The organism is Pseudomonas sp. CP-1, assembly GCF_021213715.1.
Taxonomy (GTDB): Bacteria; Pseudomonadota; Gammaproteobacteria; order Pseudomonadales; family Pseudomonadaceae; genus Pseudomonas; species Pseudomonas aeruginosa.
Map to the genome: position 1 here is coordinate 774,001 of NZ_JAJQKY010000001.1, position 14,797 is coordinate 788,797.

Annotated in this window: 15 protein-coding genes; 10 read left to right on the forward strand and 5 right to left on the reverse strand. The window is 68.5% G+C overall.

Annotation, left to right across the window (positions count from 1 at the left end):
- Positions 1-81 precede the first annotated feature (81 nt).
- The 8 genes from LT948_RS03690 to LT948_RS03725 are packed head-to-tail and all read left to right on the forward strand — an operon-like array spanning position 82 to position 6,147.
- Positions 82-840: a heme ABC transporter permease gene (locus LT948_RS03690; RefSeq protein WP_003083135.1), complete on the forward strand. Its 759-nt coding sequence runs from the start codon at positions 82-84 to the stop codon at positions 838-840.
- Positions 837-1,013, forward strand: a complete 177-nt coding sequence (ccmD, locus tag LT948_RS03695; protein ID WP_003083136.1) for a heme exporter protein CcmD — start codon at positions 837-839, stop codon at positions 1,011-1,013. The genes LT948_RS03690 and ccmD overlap by 4 nt, the downstream gene beginning before the upstream one ends.
- Complete coding sequence (gene ccmE, locus LT948_RS03700; protein ID WP_003083137.1) at positions 1,010-1,498, forward strand: cytochrome c maturation protein CcmE; 489 nt, start codon at positions 1,010-1,012, stop codon at positions 1,496-1,498. The genes ccmD and ccmE overlap by 4 nt, the downstream gene beginning before the upstream one ends.
- Positions 1,499-3,472 (forward strand): heme lyase CcmF/NrfE family subunit, encoded by a 1,974-nt coding sequence (locus LT948_RS03705; protein ID WP_003107324.1) that lies wholly within the window; start codon positions 1,499-1,501, stop codon positions 3,470-3,472. It abuts the gene before it with no gap.
- A 3-nt stretch (positions 3,473-3,475) separates the two neighbouring features.
- On the forward strand, positions 3,476-4,018 hold the full coding sequence (dsbE, locus tag LT948_RS03710; RefSeq protein ID WP_003083138.1) for a thiol:disulfide interchange protein DsbE: 543 nt from the start codon (positions 3,476-3,478) through the stop codon (positions 4,016-4,018).
- Positions 4,015-4,482: a cytochrome c maturation protein CcmH gene (ccmH, locus tag LT948_RS03715; RefSeq protein WP_003133169.1), complete on the forward strand. Its 468-nt coding sequence runs from the start codon at positions 4,015-4,017 to the stop codon at positions 4,480-4,482. Before dsbE ends, ccmH begins: the two co-directional genes overlap by 4 nt.
- Positions 4,479-5,702: a c-type cytochrome biogenesis protein CcmI gene (ccmI, locus tag LT948_RS03720; RefSeq protein WP_003083145.1), complete on the forward strand. Its 1,224-nt coding sequence runs from the start codon at positions 4,479-4,481 to the stop codon at positions 5,700-5,702. Before ccmH ends, ccmI begins: the two co-directional genes overlap by 4 nt.
- A 28-nt stretch (positions 5,703-5,730) precedes the next feature.
- Positions 5,731-6,147 carry a hypothetical protein gene (locus LT948_RS03725; RefSeq protein ID WP_003087156.1) on the forward strand — a complete coding sequence of 139 codons (417 nt, stop codon included), beginning with the start codon at positions 5,731-5,733 and terminating at the stop codon, positions 6,145-6,147.
- Between the two features lie 3 nt (positions 6,148-6,150).
- Here LT948_RS03725 and LT948_RS03730 read toward each other — a convergent pair whose 3' ends face one another.
- Complete coding sequence (locus tag LT948_RS03730) at positions 6,151-6,957, reverse strand: helix-turn-helix transcriptional regulator (RefSeq protein ID WP_031685980.1); 807 nt, start codon at positions 6,955-6,957, stop codon at positions 6,151-6,153.
- Between the two features lie 200 nt (positions 6,958-7,157).
- On the opposite strand from LT948_RS03730, the gene LT948_RS03735 reads away from it, so the two are divergent.
- The gene (locus tag LT948_RS03735) at positions 7,158-8,525 is read left to right on the forward strand and encodes an APC family permease (protein WP_031685979.1); all 1,368 of its coding nucleotides are present in this window, start codon (positions 7,158-7,160) and stop codon (positions 8,523-8,525) included.
- Positions 8,526-8,538: 13 nt separating this feature from the next.
- The gene (locus tag LT948_RS03740) at positions 8,539-9,639 is read left to right on the forward strand and encodes a DmpA family aminopeptidase (RefSeq protein WP_003087164.1); all 1,101 of its coding nucleotides are present in this window, start codon (positions 8,539-8,541) and stop codon (positions 9,637-9,639) included.
- A gap of 7 nt (positions 9,640-9,646) precedes the next feature.
- Here the strand turns inward: LT948_RS03740 and LT948_RS03745 are convergent, their stop codons facing one another.
- The 4 genes from LT948_RS03745 to LT948_RS03760 all read right to left on the reverse strand — a co-directional run bounded on the left by LT948_RS03745 (position 9,647) and on the right by LT948_RS03760 (position 14,678).
- The gene (locus LT948_RS03745; RefSeq protein ID WP_073657211.1) at positions 9,647-11,062 is read right to left on the reverse strand and encodes a glycerol kinase; all 1,416 of its coding nucleotides are present in this window, start codon (positions 11,060-11,062) and stop codon (positions 9,647-9,649) included.
- Positions 11,063-11,082: 20 nt separating this feature from the next.
- On the reverse strand, positions 11,083-12,321 hold the full coding sequence (locus LT948_RS03750; RefSeq protein WP_003133161.1) for an NAD(P)/FAD-dependent oxidoreductase: 1,239 nt from the start codon (positions 12,319-12,321) through the stop codon (positions 11,083-11,085).
- Positions 12,308-13,717, reverse strand: coding sequence for an NAD(P)/FAD-dependent oxidoreductase (locus LT948_RS03755; protein ID WP_022580636.1), 1,410 nt, complete (start codon positions 13,715-13,717; stop codon positions 12,308-12,310). The genes LT948_RS03750 and LT948_RS03755 overlap by 14 nt, the downstream gene beginning before the upstream one ends.
- Before the next feature lie 184 nt (positions 13,718-13,901).
- On the reverse strand, positions 13,902-14,678 hold the full coding sequence (locus LT948_RS03760) for a DeoR/GlpR family DNA-binding transcription regulator (RefSeq protein ID WP_003083169.1): 777 nt from the start codon (positions 14,676-14,678) through the stop codon (positions 13,902-13,904).
- Positions 14,679-14,797 lie beyond the last annotated feature (119 nt).

The following is a 14,797-nucleotide window of genomic DNA, read 5'->3' on the forward strand; positions in this document are numbered from 1 at the left end:
GGCTGCGCCGCCCACGCTTGACCCGGGCTGGCAGCGGAAGGCCTGCCCGGTATTTCCAAAGAGCCCTGTAAACAGAGCCTGATGATGAATTGGACATGGTTTCACAAGCTTGGGTCGCCCAAGTGGTTCTACGAGATCAGCGGCCGCTGGCTGCCCTGGTTCGCCGTGGCGGCGGCGCTGCTGATCGTCACCGGCTGCGTCTGGGGGCTGGCCTTCGCGCCGCCGGACTACCAGCAGGGCAATAGCTTCCGCATCATCTATATCCATGTGCCGGCGGCCTTCCTCGCCCAGTCCTGCTACGTCATGCTGGCCGTGGCCGGTGCCGTCGGGCTGATCTGGAAGATGAAGATCGCCGACGTGGCGGTGCAGTGCGCCGCCCCCATCGGCGCCTGGATGACCTTCGTCGCGCTGCTTACCGGGGCCGTCTGGGGCAAGCCGACCTGGGGCGCCTGGTGGGTCTGGGACGCGCGCCTGACGGCGATGCTGATCCTGCTTTTCCTCTATTTCGGCATCATCGCCCTCGGCCAGGCGATCAGTAACCGCGACAGCGCGGCCAAGGCCTGTGCCGTACTGGCCATCGTCGGCGTGGTGAACATCCCGATCATCAAGTACTCGGTGGAGTGGTGGAACACCCTGCACCAGCCGGCCACCTTCACCATCACCGAGAAACCGGCGATGCCGGTGGAGATGTGGTTGCCGTTGCTGATCATGGTCCTCGGCTTCTATTGCTTCTTCGCGGCCATGCTGCTGGTGCGCATGCGCCTGGAAGTGCTCAAGCGCGAGTCCCGCACCGCCTGGGCGAAAGCCGAGGTGAAGGCCCTGGTGGAGAAGGCACGATGAGCTTCGAATCGTTCGGCGACTTCCTCGCCATGGGCCATCACGGCCCCTACGTCTGGTCGGCCTACGGCATCAGCCTGCTGGTGCTGGCGATCAATGTCGCCGAGCCGCTGCTGGCCCGGCGCCGCTACCTGCAAGAAGAGGCGCGTCGTCTGCGCCGGGAGGCCCAGCAGTGAATCCGGTCCGCAAGAAACGTCTGATCATCGTCCTCGCCATCGTGGTGGGCGTCGGCGCCGCGGTGGGCCTGGCGCTATCGGCCCTGCAACAGAACATCAACCTGTTCTACACCCCGACCCAGATCGCCAACGGCGAAGCGCCGACCGACACCCGCATACGCGCCGGCGGCCTGGTGGAAAAGGGTTCTCTGCAACGCAGCGAGGATTCGCTGAATGTGCGTTTCGTGGTCACCGACGGCGCCAAGGAAGTGACCATCGCCTACCATGGCATCCTTCCCGACCTGTTCCGCGAGGGGCAGGGCATCGTCGCCCTCGGCAAGCTGGGCGGCGACGGCGTGCTGGTGGCCGATGAAGTGCTGGCCAAGCACGACGAGAACTACATGCCGCCGGAAGTCACCAAGGCGCTCAAGGACAGCGGCCAACTGAAGCACTACGAGAACGGCAAGGCCGCCGGCGAGACCTCGTACAACCAGGAGGGCAAGTAGATGATCCCCGAACTCGGCCACCTGGCCCTGATCCTCGCCCTTTGCCTGGCCCTGGTGCAGTCGAGCCTGCCGCTGGTCGGCGCCTGGCGCGGCGACCGCCAGTGGATGAGCCTGGCGCGCCCGGCGGCCTGGGGGCAGTTCGCCTTCCTCGCCTTCGCCTTCGGCTGCCTGACCTGGGCCTTCCTGCGCGACGACTTCTCGGTGGCCTACGTGGCCGGCAACTCCAACAGCGCGCTGCCCTGGTACTACAAGTTCAGCGCCGTCTGGGGCGCCCACGAAGGTTCGCTGCTGCTCTGGGCGCTGATCCTCGGTGGCTGGACCTTCGCCGTGTCGATCTTCTCCCGGCAACTGCCGGAGGTCATGCTGGCCCGCGTGCTGGCGGTGATGGGCATGATCAGCACCGGCTTCCTGCTGTTCCTGATCATCACCTCCAACCCGTTCAGCCGCCTGCTGCCGCAGACCCCGATGGACGGCAACGACCTCAACCCGCTGTTGCAGGACGTCGGCCTGATCGTCCACCCGCCGATGCTCTACATGGGTTACGTCGGATTCTCGGTGGCCTTCGCCTTCGCCATCGCCGCACTGCTCGGCGGCCGCCTGGACGCCGCCTGGGCGCGCTGGTCGCGGCCCTGGACCCTGGTGGCCTGGGCCTTCCTCGGTATCGGCATCGTGCTCGGCTCCTGGTGGGCCTACTACGAGTTGGGCTGGGGGGGCTGGTGGTTCTGGGATCCGGTGGAAAACGCCTCCTTCATGCCCTGGCTGGTCGGCACTGCACTGATCCACTCGCTGGCGGTGACCGAGAAGCGCGGCGTGTTCAAGAGCTGGACCGTGCTGCTGGCGATCGCCGCTTTCTCCCTGAGCCTGCTGGGCACCTTCCTGGTCCGCTCCGGCGTGCTCACCTCGGTGCACGCCTTCGCCTCCGACCCGGAGCGCGGGGTGTTCATCCTCGCCTTCCTGTTGCTGGTGGTCGGCGGCTCGCTGACCCTGTTCGCCCTGCGCGCGCCGGTGGTCAAGAGCCAGGTCGGCTTCGCCCTGTGGTCGCGCGAGACCCTGCTGCTGCTGAACAACCTGGTGCTGGTGGTGGCGGCCTCGATGATCCTCCTCGGGACTCTCTACCCGCTGCTGCTCGATGCCCTCAGCGGCGCCAAGCTGTCGGTCGGCCCGCCGTACTTCAACGCCATGTTCCTGCCGCTGATGGCGGCGCTGATGGCGGCCCTGGCGGTCGGCGTGCTGGTGCGCTGGAAGGACACCCCGAGCCGCTGGCTGCTCGGCATGCTGACCCCGGTGCTGGTGGCCAGCGCGGTCCTGGCGGCGGCCGGTTCGATGTACTTCGGCGATTTCAACTGGGCGGTGCTGGCGGTGTTCCTGCTGTCCGCCTGGGTGGTCCTGGCCGGTTTCCGCGACTTCCTCGACAAGACCCGGCACAAAGGCGTGCTGGCCGGCGCCCGCAGCCTGACCCGCAGCTACTGGGGCATGCAACTGGCGCACCTGGGCATCGCCGTGTGCGCCATCGGCATCGTCCTCAGCAGCCAGTACAGCGCCCAGCGTGACCTGCGCATGTCGCCCGGCGACACCGTCGAACTGGGCGGCTACCACTTCCTCTTCGACGGCGCGAAGCACCACGAAGGGCCGAACTACACCTCGGACAAGGGCAGCATCCACGTCAGCCGCGACGGCAAGGAGATCGCCACCCTGCATCCGGAGAAGCGCCTGTACACCGTGCAGAGTTCGATGATGACCGAGGCCGGGATCGATGCCGGCTTTACTCGCGACCTCTACGTGGCGCTCGGCGAGCCGCTGGAGAACGGTGCCTGGGCGGTGCGCGTGCACGTCAAGCCGTTCGTCCGCTGGATCTGGTTCGGTGGCCTGCTGATGGGCCTCGGCGGCGCCCTGGCGGCGCTCGACCGGCGCTACCGGGTGAAGGTGAAAACACGTGTGCGCGAGGCCCTGGGCCTCGCCGGTCAGGGAGCCTGAGTCTTGAAACGAGCGATTCTGCTGCTGCCGCTGGGGATCTTCCTGATCGTCGCGGTGTTCCTCTTCCGCGGCCTCTGGTTGGACCCCAGCGAGCTGCCCTCGGCGCTGATCGGCAAGCCGTTCCCGGCCTTCGACCTGCCCAGCGTGCAGGACCCGGCCCGGCGCCTGACCGAGGCCGACCTCAAGGGCAAGCCGGCGCTGGTCAACGTCTGGGGCACCTGGTGCCCGTCGTGCCGGGTCGAGCACCCGGAACTGACCCGACTGGCCGAGCAGGGCGTGGTGATCTACGGGATCAACTACAAGGACGACAACGCCGCCGCCATCAAGTGGCTGAACGAGCTGCACAATCCCTACCTGCTGAGCATCAGCGACGCCGACGGCACCCTGGGCCTGGACCTGGGCGTGTACGGTGCGCCGGAAACCTACCTGATCGACAAGCAGGGCATCATCCGCCACAAGATCGTCGGGGTGGTCGACCAGAAAGTCTGGCGCGAGCAACTGGCGCCGCTGTACCAGCAACTGCTGGACGAGCCGGAGGCCCGATGAAGCGTTTCCTCGCCACCGCGCTGCTCGGTCTCGCCCTCTGCGGCGTGGCCCGGGCCGCCATCGACACCTACGAGTTCGCCAGCGACGCCGAGCGCGAGCGCTTCCGCAACCTGACCCAGGAACTGCGCTGCCCGAAGTGCCAGAACCAGGACATCGCCGACTCCAACGCACCGATCGCCGCCGATCTGCGCAAGCAGATCTACGGCCAGTTGCAGCAGGGCAAGAGCGACGGCGAGATCGTCGACTACATGGTTGCCCGCTACGGTGACTTCGTTCGCTACAAGCCGCCGGTCAACGAGCGTACCTGGCTGCTCTGGTTCGGTCCGGGCGCCTTGCTGCTGTTCGGCGTGCTGGTGATCGGCGTGATCGTCCTGCGCCGCCGGCGCACCGCCGCCAAGGCGCAAACCACCCTGTCCGCCGAGGAGCAAGCGCGCCTCGCCAACCTGTTGAAGAACGACAAATGATCGATTTCTGGCTCGCTGCCGGCCTGCTGCTGCTGGCGGCCCTGGCATTCCTGCTGATTCCGCTGCTGCGTGGCCGTCGCGCCCAGGCCGAGGAAGACCGTACCGCCCTGAACGTCGCGCTTTATCAGGAGCGGATCGCCGAGCTGGCCGGCCAGCAGGCCGCCGGCACGCTGACCGCCGAGCAACTGGAGAATGGCCGCGCCGAGGCTGCCCGCGAACTGCTCGCCGACACCGAGGGCAGCGGCGAAGAGCGTAGCTCGCGCCTGGGCCGGGCGGTCCCGCTGGTCGCGGCGCTGCTGGTGCCGTTGGTCGCGCTCGGCCTGTACCTGCATTGGGGCGCCAGCGACAAGGTCGAGCTGGCCCGCGAATTCGCCCAGGCACCGCACTCCATGGAAGAGATGACCGCGCGCCTGGAGCGCGCGGTACAGGCCCAGCCGGATTCCGCCCAGGGCTGGTACTTCCTCGGTCGCACCTACATGACCCAGGAACGCGGCGCCGATGCGGCGCGGGCCTTCGAACGCGCCGCCGAACTCAGCGGGCGGCAGCCGGAAGTGCTCGGCCAGTGGGCGCAGGCACTGTATTTCTCCGGTGGCAAGAAAATGACCGCGCAGATCAAGGCCCTGGCCGACGAGGCGCTGAAGGGCGACCCGGCCGAAGTGACTACCCTTGGCCTGCTCGGCATCGCCGCCTTCGAAGAGCAGCGCTACGCCGACGCCATCGGCTTCTGGGAGCGCCTGGTGTCGGTGTTGCCGAACGAGGACCCGGCACGCTCGGCGATCCAGGGCGGCATCCAGCGCGCCCGCGAGCGCATGACCGAGGCCGGGCAGACCCCGCCGGCGCCGGCCGCGCCCGCTGCCGCCGGGGTGACCCTGACGGTGAAGGTGGATATCAGCGACGCGGTGAAGGGCCAGGTCAAGGCCGACGACAGCGTGTTCGTCTTCGCCCGCGCCGTCGGCGGCCCGCCGATGCCGTTGGCAGTGAAGCGCCTGACCGTCGCCGACCTGCCGGCCGAGGTCAGCCTGAGCGATGCCGACGCCATGATGCCGCAGCTCAAGCTCAGCGGATTCCCGCAGGTCGAGCTGGTCGCGCGGGTATCCCGCGCCGGCAACGCCATCTCCGGCGAATGGATCGGACGCGGCAAACCGTTGTCTACCGCCCAGTCGTCGGCGCAAGCGCTGACCATCGACGGCCCGGACCAGCCCCAGGCGGCCCGGCCATAACGACAACGGGTTGGCGGGAGGTGCGGCGGTGAAGGCGAAGTATCTGGGTCTGGCGATTCTCCTGGGCGGTCTCGGCGGGTGCGTGGTGCATCCGCCGCAGACCAGCGAACCGCCGGCCTCGCTGCCGCCGCAAAGCCAGCCGCAGCCCGGTCCGTCCAGCGCGCCCGGCGCCACCCCGCCGCGCATCACCCCGCAACCGCAGACTCCGGCGCAGCCCAGCCGCTCGCGTCCGCAGTTCGCCCCGCCGCCAGGCGGCAAGGGCGTCTGGGACGGCAGCCTGGGGGTCTATGTGATCCGCGGCGAGCGCGATCTCTACTACCGCCAGCGTACCTACTACCGCTGGGACGGCGGCTGGTTCTGGTCCACCAGCCCGCAGGGGCCCTGGACCGAGACCGACGCCCGCGGCATCCCGCCCGGTCTCAGCCGGCGCTACGCCAATCCATGACCCCTAGGGGTTCTCCGGGTCGTGCCCGAGCGACTGGATGAACAGCGAGAACAGTTCCGGTTGCGAGGAAATGTCCAGCTTGGCGTACAGGTGGCGCCGATGGACCTTGATCGTCTCCGGCGAGATCGCCAGGCGCTCGGCCATGGCCTTCGACGAGTAGCCGCGAAGGATCAGGCGGGCGATCTCCAGTTCCCGTTCCGATAGCACGCTGGCGCCGAAGTGGCTGAGGGCGTCGCGTATCTGCGTGGCCATCTCTTCCTGCGGTGCGGCCGGCAACAGGCGCTGGCTGCGCTGCTGCCAGTGCTGCTGCATCAGCGCCAGGACCCAGCTCGAGAGCAAGCAGAGCATCCCGCATTCCTCGTCGGCGAACATCCTCTGCATGCCCAACGACAGCGACAGCGCGCCCTGGCCGGGCACCTGTAGGATGAACTGCACCTCGTCCTCCAGAACGTTGTCGTGGAAGTAGCTGAGGTAGTACTCGCTCTGCCGGAAATGGTCCGGGGCGATCTCCTCGAGGCGGTACAGGCCGCTGGCCAGGCCTTCCCGGCAAGCCTGGTAGAAGGGGTCGAGCAGGTACAGCCCGTTCAGGTAGGCGAGCATCGAGGCCGGCCCGGCGTGCGGTTCGGCGTCGTATTCCTCCAGGGCCACCGGCACGCCGTTGGCGGGGTAGAAGATCGCCAGGGCGTTGTCGAACGGCAGGTGCTGGCGCAGCAGCAGGATCAATTGCTTCCAGAAGCGGTTGCCGCCGATCTGTTCGATGGCGCGGCCCAGGCTGGCGTGCATGCCGATGTCCCGGAACAGGGTGTGCATCCGTATTCGCTCCACGGTGGGTTTTCGCAGGCTCCGGTTTGCGGCTTTTCCACCCGCCGCGTCAAGGGGCGTAACCCCAAAGGGTGATTGGCCCGCCGGTTCCGCGCTCCTAGAGTCGGCGCATAACCAGCGCCCCGGCAAGGGGCCGCCGCGAGTCTCCGTTACTGCCTCAACTTCAATAACAATCAGAGGACAACGACATGAGCTCTTCCCCCGCGCCCGAAAGTGCGCTGAAACCCACCCTGGGCGTGTTCGACGTGGTCGCCATCACCGTTTCCGCGGTCACTCCCGCCAGTTCCGTCTTCGTCATCGCCCCTTTCGCCATCCAGCAGGCCGGCACCGGCGCTTTCTGGGCCTTCGCCCTGGCCGGGGTGCTGGCGCTGATGTTCGCCTGGTGCTATGCCGAGCTGGGCAGGGCGCACAGCACCGCCGGCGGCGAGTATGTCTACGCCAAGCGGGTGTTCGGCGGCTTGGCCGGCTACGCCACCTTCCTCACGGTGCTGGCGATGCTGCTGTTCATCCCGCCGGTGCTCGCCACCGGCGCGGCGACTTACCTGAACGCTGCCCTCGGCGCCCACTTCGATGCGCAGACCGTGGCCCTGGCGATCGTTGCCTTCAGCTACCTGCTGGGCATCCTCAACATCCGCGTCAACGCCTGGGTCACGGGTACCTGCCTGCTGCTGGAAGTGGCGGCGCTGCTGGTGATCGTCGGCCTCGGTTTCGGCCATGCACAGCAACCGGCGAGCGTCCTGCTGCAGCCGCAGGTAGTCGGCGACGGCGGGCTGCTGGCGATCGCACCCTGGGCATTGGTGATCGGAGCGGTCGGTACCGCGCTGTTCTCCTACAACGGTTTCGGCGGCGCGGTGCTGCTCGCCGAGGACATGAAGGACGGCGGCCACAGCGTGCATCGCGCGGTGCTCTGGTCGCTGGCGCTGGTGGTGCTGATCGAGATCGTCCCGCTCGCCGCGCTGCTGATCGGCGCGCCGTCGCTTCCGGCGATGCTCGCCAGCCCCGATCCGATCGGCTATCTGTTGAACAGCCATGGCAACGAGACGCTGTCGCGCCTGGTCAGCGCGGGAATCTTCCTCTCGGTGTTCAACGCCATCGTCGCCATCGTCATCCAGAGCGCCCGGGTGATCTTCAGCAGCGGTCGCGACGCGCTCTGGATGCCGGCGTTGAACCGTGCCTTCACCCGTATCCATCCGCGCTGGGAATCGCCCTGGCTGGCCACGCTGTTCCTCGCCATTCCCTCGGCGGCGCTGAGCTTCAGCTCCAACCTGGCCGAACTGACCTCGTTCACCGTGTTGCTGATCGTCATGGTCTACCTGATCGTCGCCCTCTGCGCGCTGTTCAGCCGGGTGCTGCGGCGCGACCGCGAGCATCCCTACCGGATGCCGCTGTGGCCGCTGCCAGCGCTGCTGGCGGTGAGCGGGGCGGGATACCTGCTGCTCAACCTGTTCCTGGCGGCCTCGGCCAGGGACGTGATGATCATTGTCGGACTGCTGGCGGTGTCGGTGATTCTCTACTGCACCTACGGCAAGCTCAGTCCGGCGTTCCAGAAGCTTTGAAACAGGAGTCCGCATGCGCGCTCGACAACTTGGCATCACCCTCGGCCTGGGCACTCCCGGCCCGTTCAACGCGATCACCGACGTTCCCGGCGTGCGCGTCGGACACAGCACCCTGAACCAGCGGATCGACGGCAGGCAGGTTCGCACCGGCGTCACCCTGGTCCAGCCGCGCGCCGGTGCGGCGCGCCTGCAACCCTGCTTCGCCGGCTGCCATGTGCTCAACGGCAACGGCGACGCCACGGGCCTGGAGTGGATCCGCGAAGCCGGCCTGCTGACCACCCCGATCGCCATCACCAATACCCACAGCGTCGGCGCGGTGCGCGACGCGCTGATCGCCGAGGAGCGCGCCGAACTCGGCGACAGCGGGCTGTACTGGTGCATGCCGGTGGTGATGGAGACCTTCGACGGCCTGCTCAACGATATCTGGGGCCAGCACGTCGGCGCCCGCCAGGTCGGCGAGGCGCTGGCCTGCGCCGAGTCCGGACCGGTCCGCGAAGGTTCGGTGGGCGGCGGCACCGGGATGATCTGCCACGAGTTCAAGGGTGGCATCGGTAGCGCATCGCGGCGGCTGCCGGCGGAGCAGGGCGGCTGGACGGTGGGCGCGCTGGTCCAGGCCAACCACGGCCAGCGTCGCGAGCTGCGGGTCGATGGCTATCCGGTCGGCCGCCGGCTGGGCGACATCCCCTCGCCGTTCAGCGAGGAAGGCACCCCGGGCATGGGCTCCATCGTGGTGATCCTGGCCACCGACGCGCCGCTGCTGCCGCACCAGTGCCAGCGCCTGGCGCAGCGCGCCTCGATCGGCATCGCTCGCACCGGCGGTGGCACCGAGGACTCCAGCGGCGACGTGTTCCTCGCCTTCGCCACCGGCAACCAGGACCTGCCGCCAGCCGACTATGCGCGCAAGGACCTGCCGCAGAGCACGCCGCTGCGGATGCTCAACAACGACCACATCTCGCCGTTGTTCGCCGCGGCGGCGGAGGCGGTGGAAGAAGCCATCGTCAACGTGCTGCTGGCCGGCGAGGACATGCGCACCGAGGACGGCCGGCTGGTGCCCGCGCTGAAGGGGGAGACGCTCCTGGCGGCGCTGCGCGAGACCGGCTGGCCGGGACGCTGAAAGCGGCTCAGCGCCAGCCGCGGGCGCGCGCCACCGCTTCGCTGAAACGCACCTGCCAGCGCCGGGCGGTGCCGGCGTCGACCCGCGGCTGGAACTCCGTGCGGGTGTTGCGCGGCTCCGCCAGCTCGTAGCCGAGGCCCCGCGCGGCAAGGGCGGCGCAACCGAAGGCGGTGAGTTCGTCGAAGCGCTGGGTGACGATGCGCCGTTGCAGGCTGTCGGCGAGGAACTGGGCGAAGTAGGGGCTGCGCGCCAGGCCGCCGTCGATGGACAGGCGGTCGGTGACCTTCAGGTAGCCGTCCATCGCCTGGATCACCTCGGCGCTGCGCAGCACCACGCCTTCGAGCAGGGCCTGGCAGAGGTCCTCGCGGCGGGTGCCGGCGTCCATTCCCAGCCACATCGCGCCGGCGCTGCGGTCCCAGTGCGGGCATGCGAGTCCCGACAAGGCCGGGACGAAGGCCAGGCCGCGGTCGATGGCCGGCGGCCGGTCGAAGCCGGCCAGTTCCGAGAAGTCGCTGAACAGGCCAAGACGCCCGGCCCACTCGACTGCGGCGCTGGCATCGTAGACCCCGCCGTCCATGGCGTACACCGGCTTGCCATCGATCTGCCAGGCGATGGTGGCGAGCAGGCCTGTCTCCGGCGAGCGGATGATCCGCTCGCCGCTAAGGGTCAGGGCGAAGGCGCCGGTGCCGAAGGTGATCTTCGCATCACCGGGCTGGCGGCAGCCGTGACCGTAGAGCGAGGCCTGCTGGTCAACCACCGAGGCCGTCAGCGGGGTGTTGCCGATCACCCCGAAATGGCCGACGGTATCGCGGATTTCCGGCAGGCACTCGATCGGCACGCCGAACAGGGCGCACAGTTCGGGGTCCCAGCGGCCCTCGGCGAGGTTCATCAATGCGGTGCGCGAGGCGGTGGTGACGTCGGTGGCGAAGGTTCCGCACAAGCGGTCGAGAAACCAGGCGTCGCTGGTTCCCAGGCGCAGGCGGCCAGCCTCGAGAGCCCGGCGAGCGGCAGGGAGATGCTCGACGATCCAGCCCAGCTTGCTGGCCGAGAAATAGGCGTCGAGCGGCAGGCCGCTGCGTTCCACGACCAGCGCCTCGGCGCCGCTGGCGCGTAGACGCTCGATGTGCGGGGTGGTGCGGTTGTCCTGCCAGACGATCAGCGGCGACAACGGCTCGCCGCTGCGGGCGTCCCAGGCCATGCAGCTTTCGCCCTGGTTGGCGAGGCCGATGGCGTCGACCCGGCCACTGGCCTCCAGGCAGCGTTGCAGGTTGGCCAGCAGTTCCAGCGGATCGTGCTCGACCCAGCCGGACTGCGGATGATGTTGCTGGTGACGCAGCGCCAACTGAATATCGGCGCTGCCGTCCTGGCTGGCGACCAGCACGCGGGTACTGGTGGTTCCCTGGTCGAGGGCGGCGATTCGCATGGTCGGTTCTCTTCGCGGGTTCAGTGGCCGGAGGTGAGGAAGGCGACTTCCAGGCGCCGGGTGTCCGGCGGTAGGCGCAGGGCGGCCAGCGGCACCAGCAGGCGGCGCTCCGGCAGGCAGGACAGGGCGCGCTCCCACACCGGGCGACCATCGGCCAGTATCCGCAGGCGGCCGCTGGCGGCCTCGCTTACGCGTAGCTGCAGATGCGCCAGGCCGGGTGTCGGGTCGGCCAGCAGCCGCTGCGGCACGCACAGCTTGAGCGGACCGCTGCAATCGATGGCGATACCGGGCGCGGCGACCGGCAGTTCGGCCCGCAGGTCGGCGGCCAGCAGGCCGGCTATCCTTCGTCCCTCGCGGAACGACCAGCCGGCGGTCTCGATCGGCCGGAGCAGGTTGCCGGCGGCGAAATAGGCGGGGTCGGAGCAGCGGCCGAACTGATCGATGCGCGGGCCGCCGCTGGCCGGGTCCAGTTCCAGGTGGCTGAGGCGGACCAGGCTCGATTCGGGAACGAAGCGTCCGCTGAGGAGGATGCCGTCGCAGGCGATCCGTTCGACCCGCCCGTCGCCCAGGCGTACCCGCGCCGCCTCGACCCGGCCGCGGCCTTCGATCTCCAGCAGCTCGCTGGAGAAGTGCATCGGCACTCCGCACAGCCTGGGAAACAACGATAGCGGCCAACGCGCGGTGGCCCGTGCGTTGCGTTCGAGCATGGCCACCGGGCGGATGCCGGCACGCCGGCAACTCATCACGGCGGACAGGCTGACCAGCTCGGTGCCGACGATCAGCGGCCGTTCGAACGGCTTCAGGCCTTGCAGATAGAGATAGGCTTGCAGCGCGCCGGTATTGATCACGCCCAGTGGCCGGTCGCCGCCCAGCAGGCGCGCCGAGCGCGGCGTCTCGCGTGCGCCGGTGGCCAGCAGCACGCGTGTCGCGCGCAGACTGCGCGGGCCTTCGGGGGTGGCCAGTTGCAGCAGACCGGCGGCGGCGAGAGCGACCACGCTATGGCGCAGGCGGATATCCACCCCGGCCCGTTCAGCCTGTTCGACGTTACGCAGCGCGTAGGCCGGGCCAGTCAACAGGCGGCCGTGCTCGCGCAGGCCGAACGGCGGATGCGCGCAATGCCGGGGTATACCGCCGGCCTCGCCGTCGCGCTCCAGCACGCAGACCCGGGCGACGCCCTGGCGGCGTAGTTCGATGGCGGCCGCCAATCCGGCGGGACCGCTGCCGACGATGGCGACGTCGACCTGTTCAGTGATGCTCATGGCAACTCCCGGTGGCGAGGGGCTGGGCGAGGCGGCCGGCGCTCAGCTCGGCGACCCGCGCGTTGCAGTAGAAACCCTGGCAGCGTCCCATGCAGGCGCGGGTGCGACGCTTCAGGCCGCCGAAGTCGCCGGCTGGCAGCGGGCCTTCCAGGGCGGCGAGGATTTCCCGGCGGGTGACCATCTCGCAGTGGCAGACGATCTCATCGTAGCCGGGACGCTGCCAGTCGCGCGGCAGGTGTTCGGCGAGGTTCGGTACCTGCGGCCAGAGCGGCTCGCGAACCGCTTCGTGGAAGCGCCCACCCTGGTAGAGACGATAGACGTGGCGTGCGATGCCCAGCGCCGCGGTGAGACCGGTGGAACGGATGCCGCCGACACTGATCCAGTTGCGTCCGTCGACCTGGCGGATGCGGTATTCCTTCTTTTCGCTGGCCGGTCGCAATCCTGCGTAGGTGGCGGTGACCGGCATGCCGCGCAGGCCGGGGATCCGCTCGACGGCGGCGTCGATCAGTCGCTGCAGGGTGTCGCTGTCGACCCGTGCCTGTTCGCGGTCGTCCTGTTCCTCGGCGGTGGGGCCGGCGAGCAGGTTGCCGAAGACAGTACGGGTGAATACCACGCCCTTGGTCCGCTCGTTGGGCACCGGTAGCAGGATGTGCCGCAGCAGCGCCGCGGCGGCCTTGTCGAAGACCACGAACTGGCCCTTGCGCGGATGGATGGCGAAGCTCGCCGCGCCGAGCAGGCGCTGTTCCAGTTGGTCGCCGAAGAGTCCGGCGCAGTTGATTACCTGGCGCGCGCGCAGATCGCCGCGGCGGGTATGCAACAGCCATTCGCCGCCGTCGAAGGCGCCGTCCAGCACTTCGACGTCGAAACAGGCCTCGGCGCCATGGGCCAGCGCCTGTTGCAGATAGGCGAGCGGCGCGGACCAGGGGTCGACCAGATGCTCACCGGGGACCCGCACCGCGCCGAGCACGTTGCCGGCCAACTGCGGCTCCAGCGCCAGGACCTCGTCGCGACCGATCTGGCGGACGTCATCGACACCGTTGCCGTGGGCCTGCTCGACGATGGCCGGCAGGCGCGCCAGATCCTCGTCGCTCCATGCCGCCACCAGGGCACCGGTTTCCAGCAGCGGCAGGTTGAGGCGCGCATGGATGTCGCGGTATTCGCGATAGCCCTCCTGCATGCAGGCCAGTTCGATGCTGCCGGGCGGCGCGTCGAAACCGGTATGGAGGATCGCGCTGTTGCCCTTGCTGGCACCGGAGAGGATGTCGGTGCTTTTTTCCAGCAGGACCACCCGCGCACCTTCCAGGGCGAAGCGGCGGGCCATGGCGCAACCCACCACGCCAGCGCCGATCACTGCAACGTCGAAGATCGCGGTCTTTGTCGCAAGCGGCTCAGTCATCGTTTCTGCCTGTTTCTTTTGGTATCAGTTTGCTTTTTGACCGTAACACTTATTTTACACACAGAATTTTGTGTGAAATTTGTTGTTTTAATGTGGCAACTGAAAGAGAAACAGTCAATCGATTAATCGACGGGCAGCCACCGGCACAGCCCCGGCCTGTCTCCGGGGCTGCGCGCGAGGGGAGTCAGGCCTGCGGGGTGCGCAGGGGGGCTTCGTGGACTTCCACCCGCGCCTGTTGCAGGGCTTCCCAGAGTTCCCCGGTAGGCTTGCGGTCGACCACCAGGCGGTTGATCCGGCTCAGCGGGAAGACCTGGAACAGGGCGCGCCGGCCGAGCTTCGAGGAGTCGGCGATAACCGTCAGTTGGCGAGCCTGGGCGATCATGGCGCGGGCGATCTCGGCTTCCTCGATGGAAAAATCCATGGCGCCATCGCCGTTCAGCGCGCCGACGGTAATTACCGCATGCTCGGCGTTGAACCGGGCGATCTGCTCGATGGCCAGGGCGCCGACGTTCTGTTCGGATTCCGGGCGGTACTCGCCGCCGATCATGAATGCGCGGTTGCCGGAGGCGCCGACGCTGCCGGCGATCAACAGCGAGTTGGTGATCACCGTCAGATGGCTCTGGCGCGCCAGTTCGCGGGCGAACAGCAGGGTGGTGGTGCCGGTGTCGATGAAGATGCTGTCACCGGGGCCGAACAGGCCGGCGGCGTAGCGGGCGACTGCGCGTTTTTCCTGGGCGTGCTCGTTCATTCGCGTCTGGAAGGCGTTCTCGTGCTCGCCGCTGGGCGGCAGGGCGGCCCCTCCGTGGAATTTGCTGACCAGGCCTTGTTCGGCCAGCGCGGCGAGGTCGCGGCGAATGGTTTCCTGGGAGGTGGAAAGGGTCCGCGCCAGTTCGTCCACCGAGATCCGCTCGCGCTGGCGCAGCAATTCGAGAATGTGGCGGCGGCGTTCCTCGGGGCGCATCGTGTTCTCCCATGGGCCGCATCCTGGTGCGGCGATTGTTACCGTGAATCGCCCGGTAGCGCCTGGCGGCGCTGGGCGGAAGGGGGCGGGGCGAGGCTTTGCGCAGGCCCGGCGGAAAA

Excerpts from the sequence above, each read along its gene's own strand:
- LT948_RS03730 (WP_031685980.1), bottom strand. The coding sequence starts at position 6,957 with ATGCACACCCTGTTCCGGGACATCGGCATGCACGCCAGCCTGGGCCGC.
- LT948_RS03705 (WP_003107324.1), top strand. The coding sequence starts at position 1,499 with ATGATCCCCGAACTCGGCCACCTGGCCCTGATCCTCGCCCTTTGCCTG.
- LT948_RS03735 (WP_031685979.1), top strand. The coding sequence starts at position 7,158 with ATGAGCTCTTCCCCCGCGCCCGAAAGTGCGCTGAAACCCACCCTGGGC.
- LT948_RS03750 (WP_003133161.1), bottom strand. The coding sequence starts at position 12,321 with ATGAGCATCACTGAACAGGTCGACGTCGCCATCGTCGGCAGCGGTCCC.
- LT948_RS03755 (WP_022580636.1), bottom strand. The coding sequence starts at position 13,717 with ATGACTGAGCCGCTTGCGACAAAGACCGCGATCTTCGACGTTGCAGTG.
- ccmD (WP_003083136.1), top strand. The coding sequence starts at position 837 with ATGAGCTTCGAATCGTTCGGCGACTTCCTCGCCATGGGCCATCACGGC.
- LT948_RS03760 (WP_003083169.1), bottom strand. The coding sequence starts at position 14,678 with ATGCGCCCCGAGGAACGCCGCCGCCACATTCTCGAATTGCTGCGCCAG.
- LT948_RS03745 (WP_073657211.1), bottom strand. The coding sequence starts at position 11,062 with ATGCGAATCGCCGCCCTCGACCAGGGAACCACCAGTACCCGCGTGCTG.
- ccmI (WP_003083145.1), top strand. The coding sequence starts at position 4,479 with ATGATCGATTTCTGGCTCGCTGCCGGCCTGCTGCTGCTGGCGGCCCTG.
- ccmH (WP_003133169.1), top strand. The coding sequence starts at position 4,015 with ATGAAGCGTTTCCTCGCCACCGCGCTGCTCGGTCTCGCCCTCTGCGGC.
- LT948_RS03690 (WP_003083135.1), top strand. The coding sequence starts at position 82 with ATGATGAATTGGACATGGTTTCACAAGCTTGGGTCGCCCAAGTGGTTC.
- LT948_RS03740 (WP_003087164.1), top strand. The coding sequence starts at position 8,539 with ATGCGCGCTCGACAACTTGGCATCACCCTCGGCCTGGGCACTCCCGGC.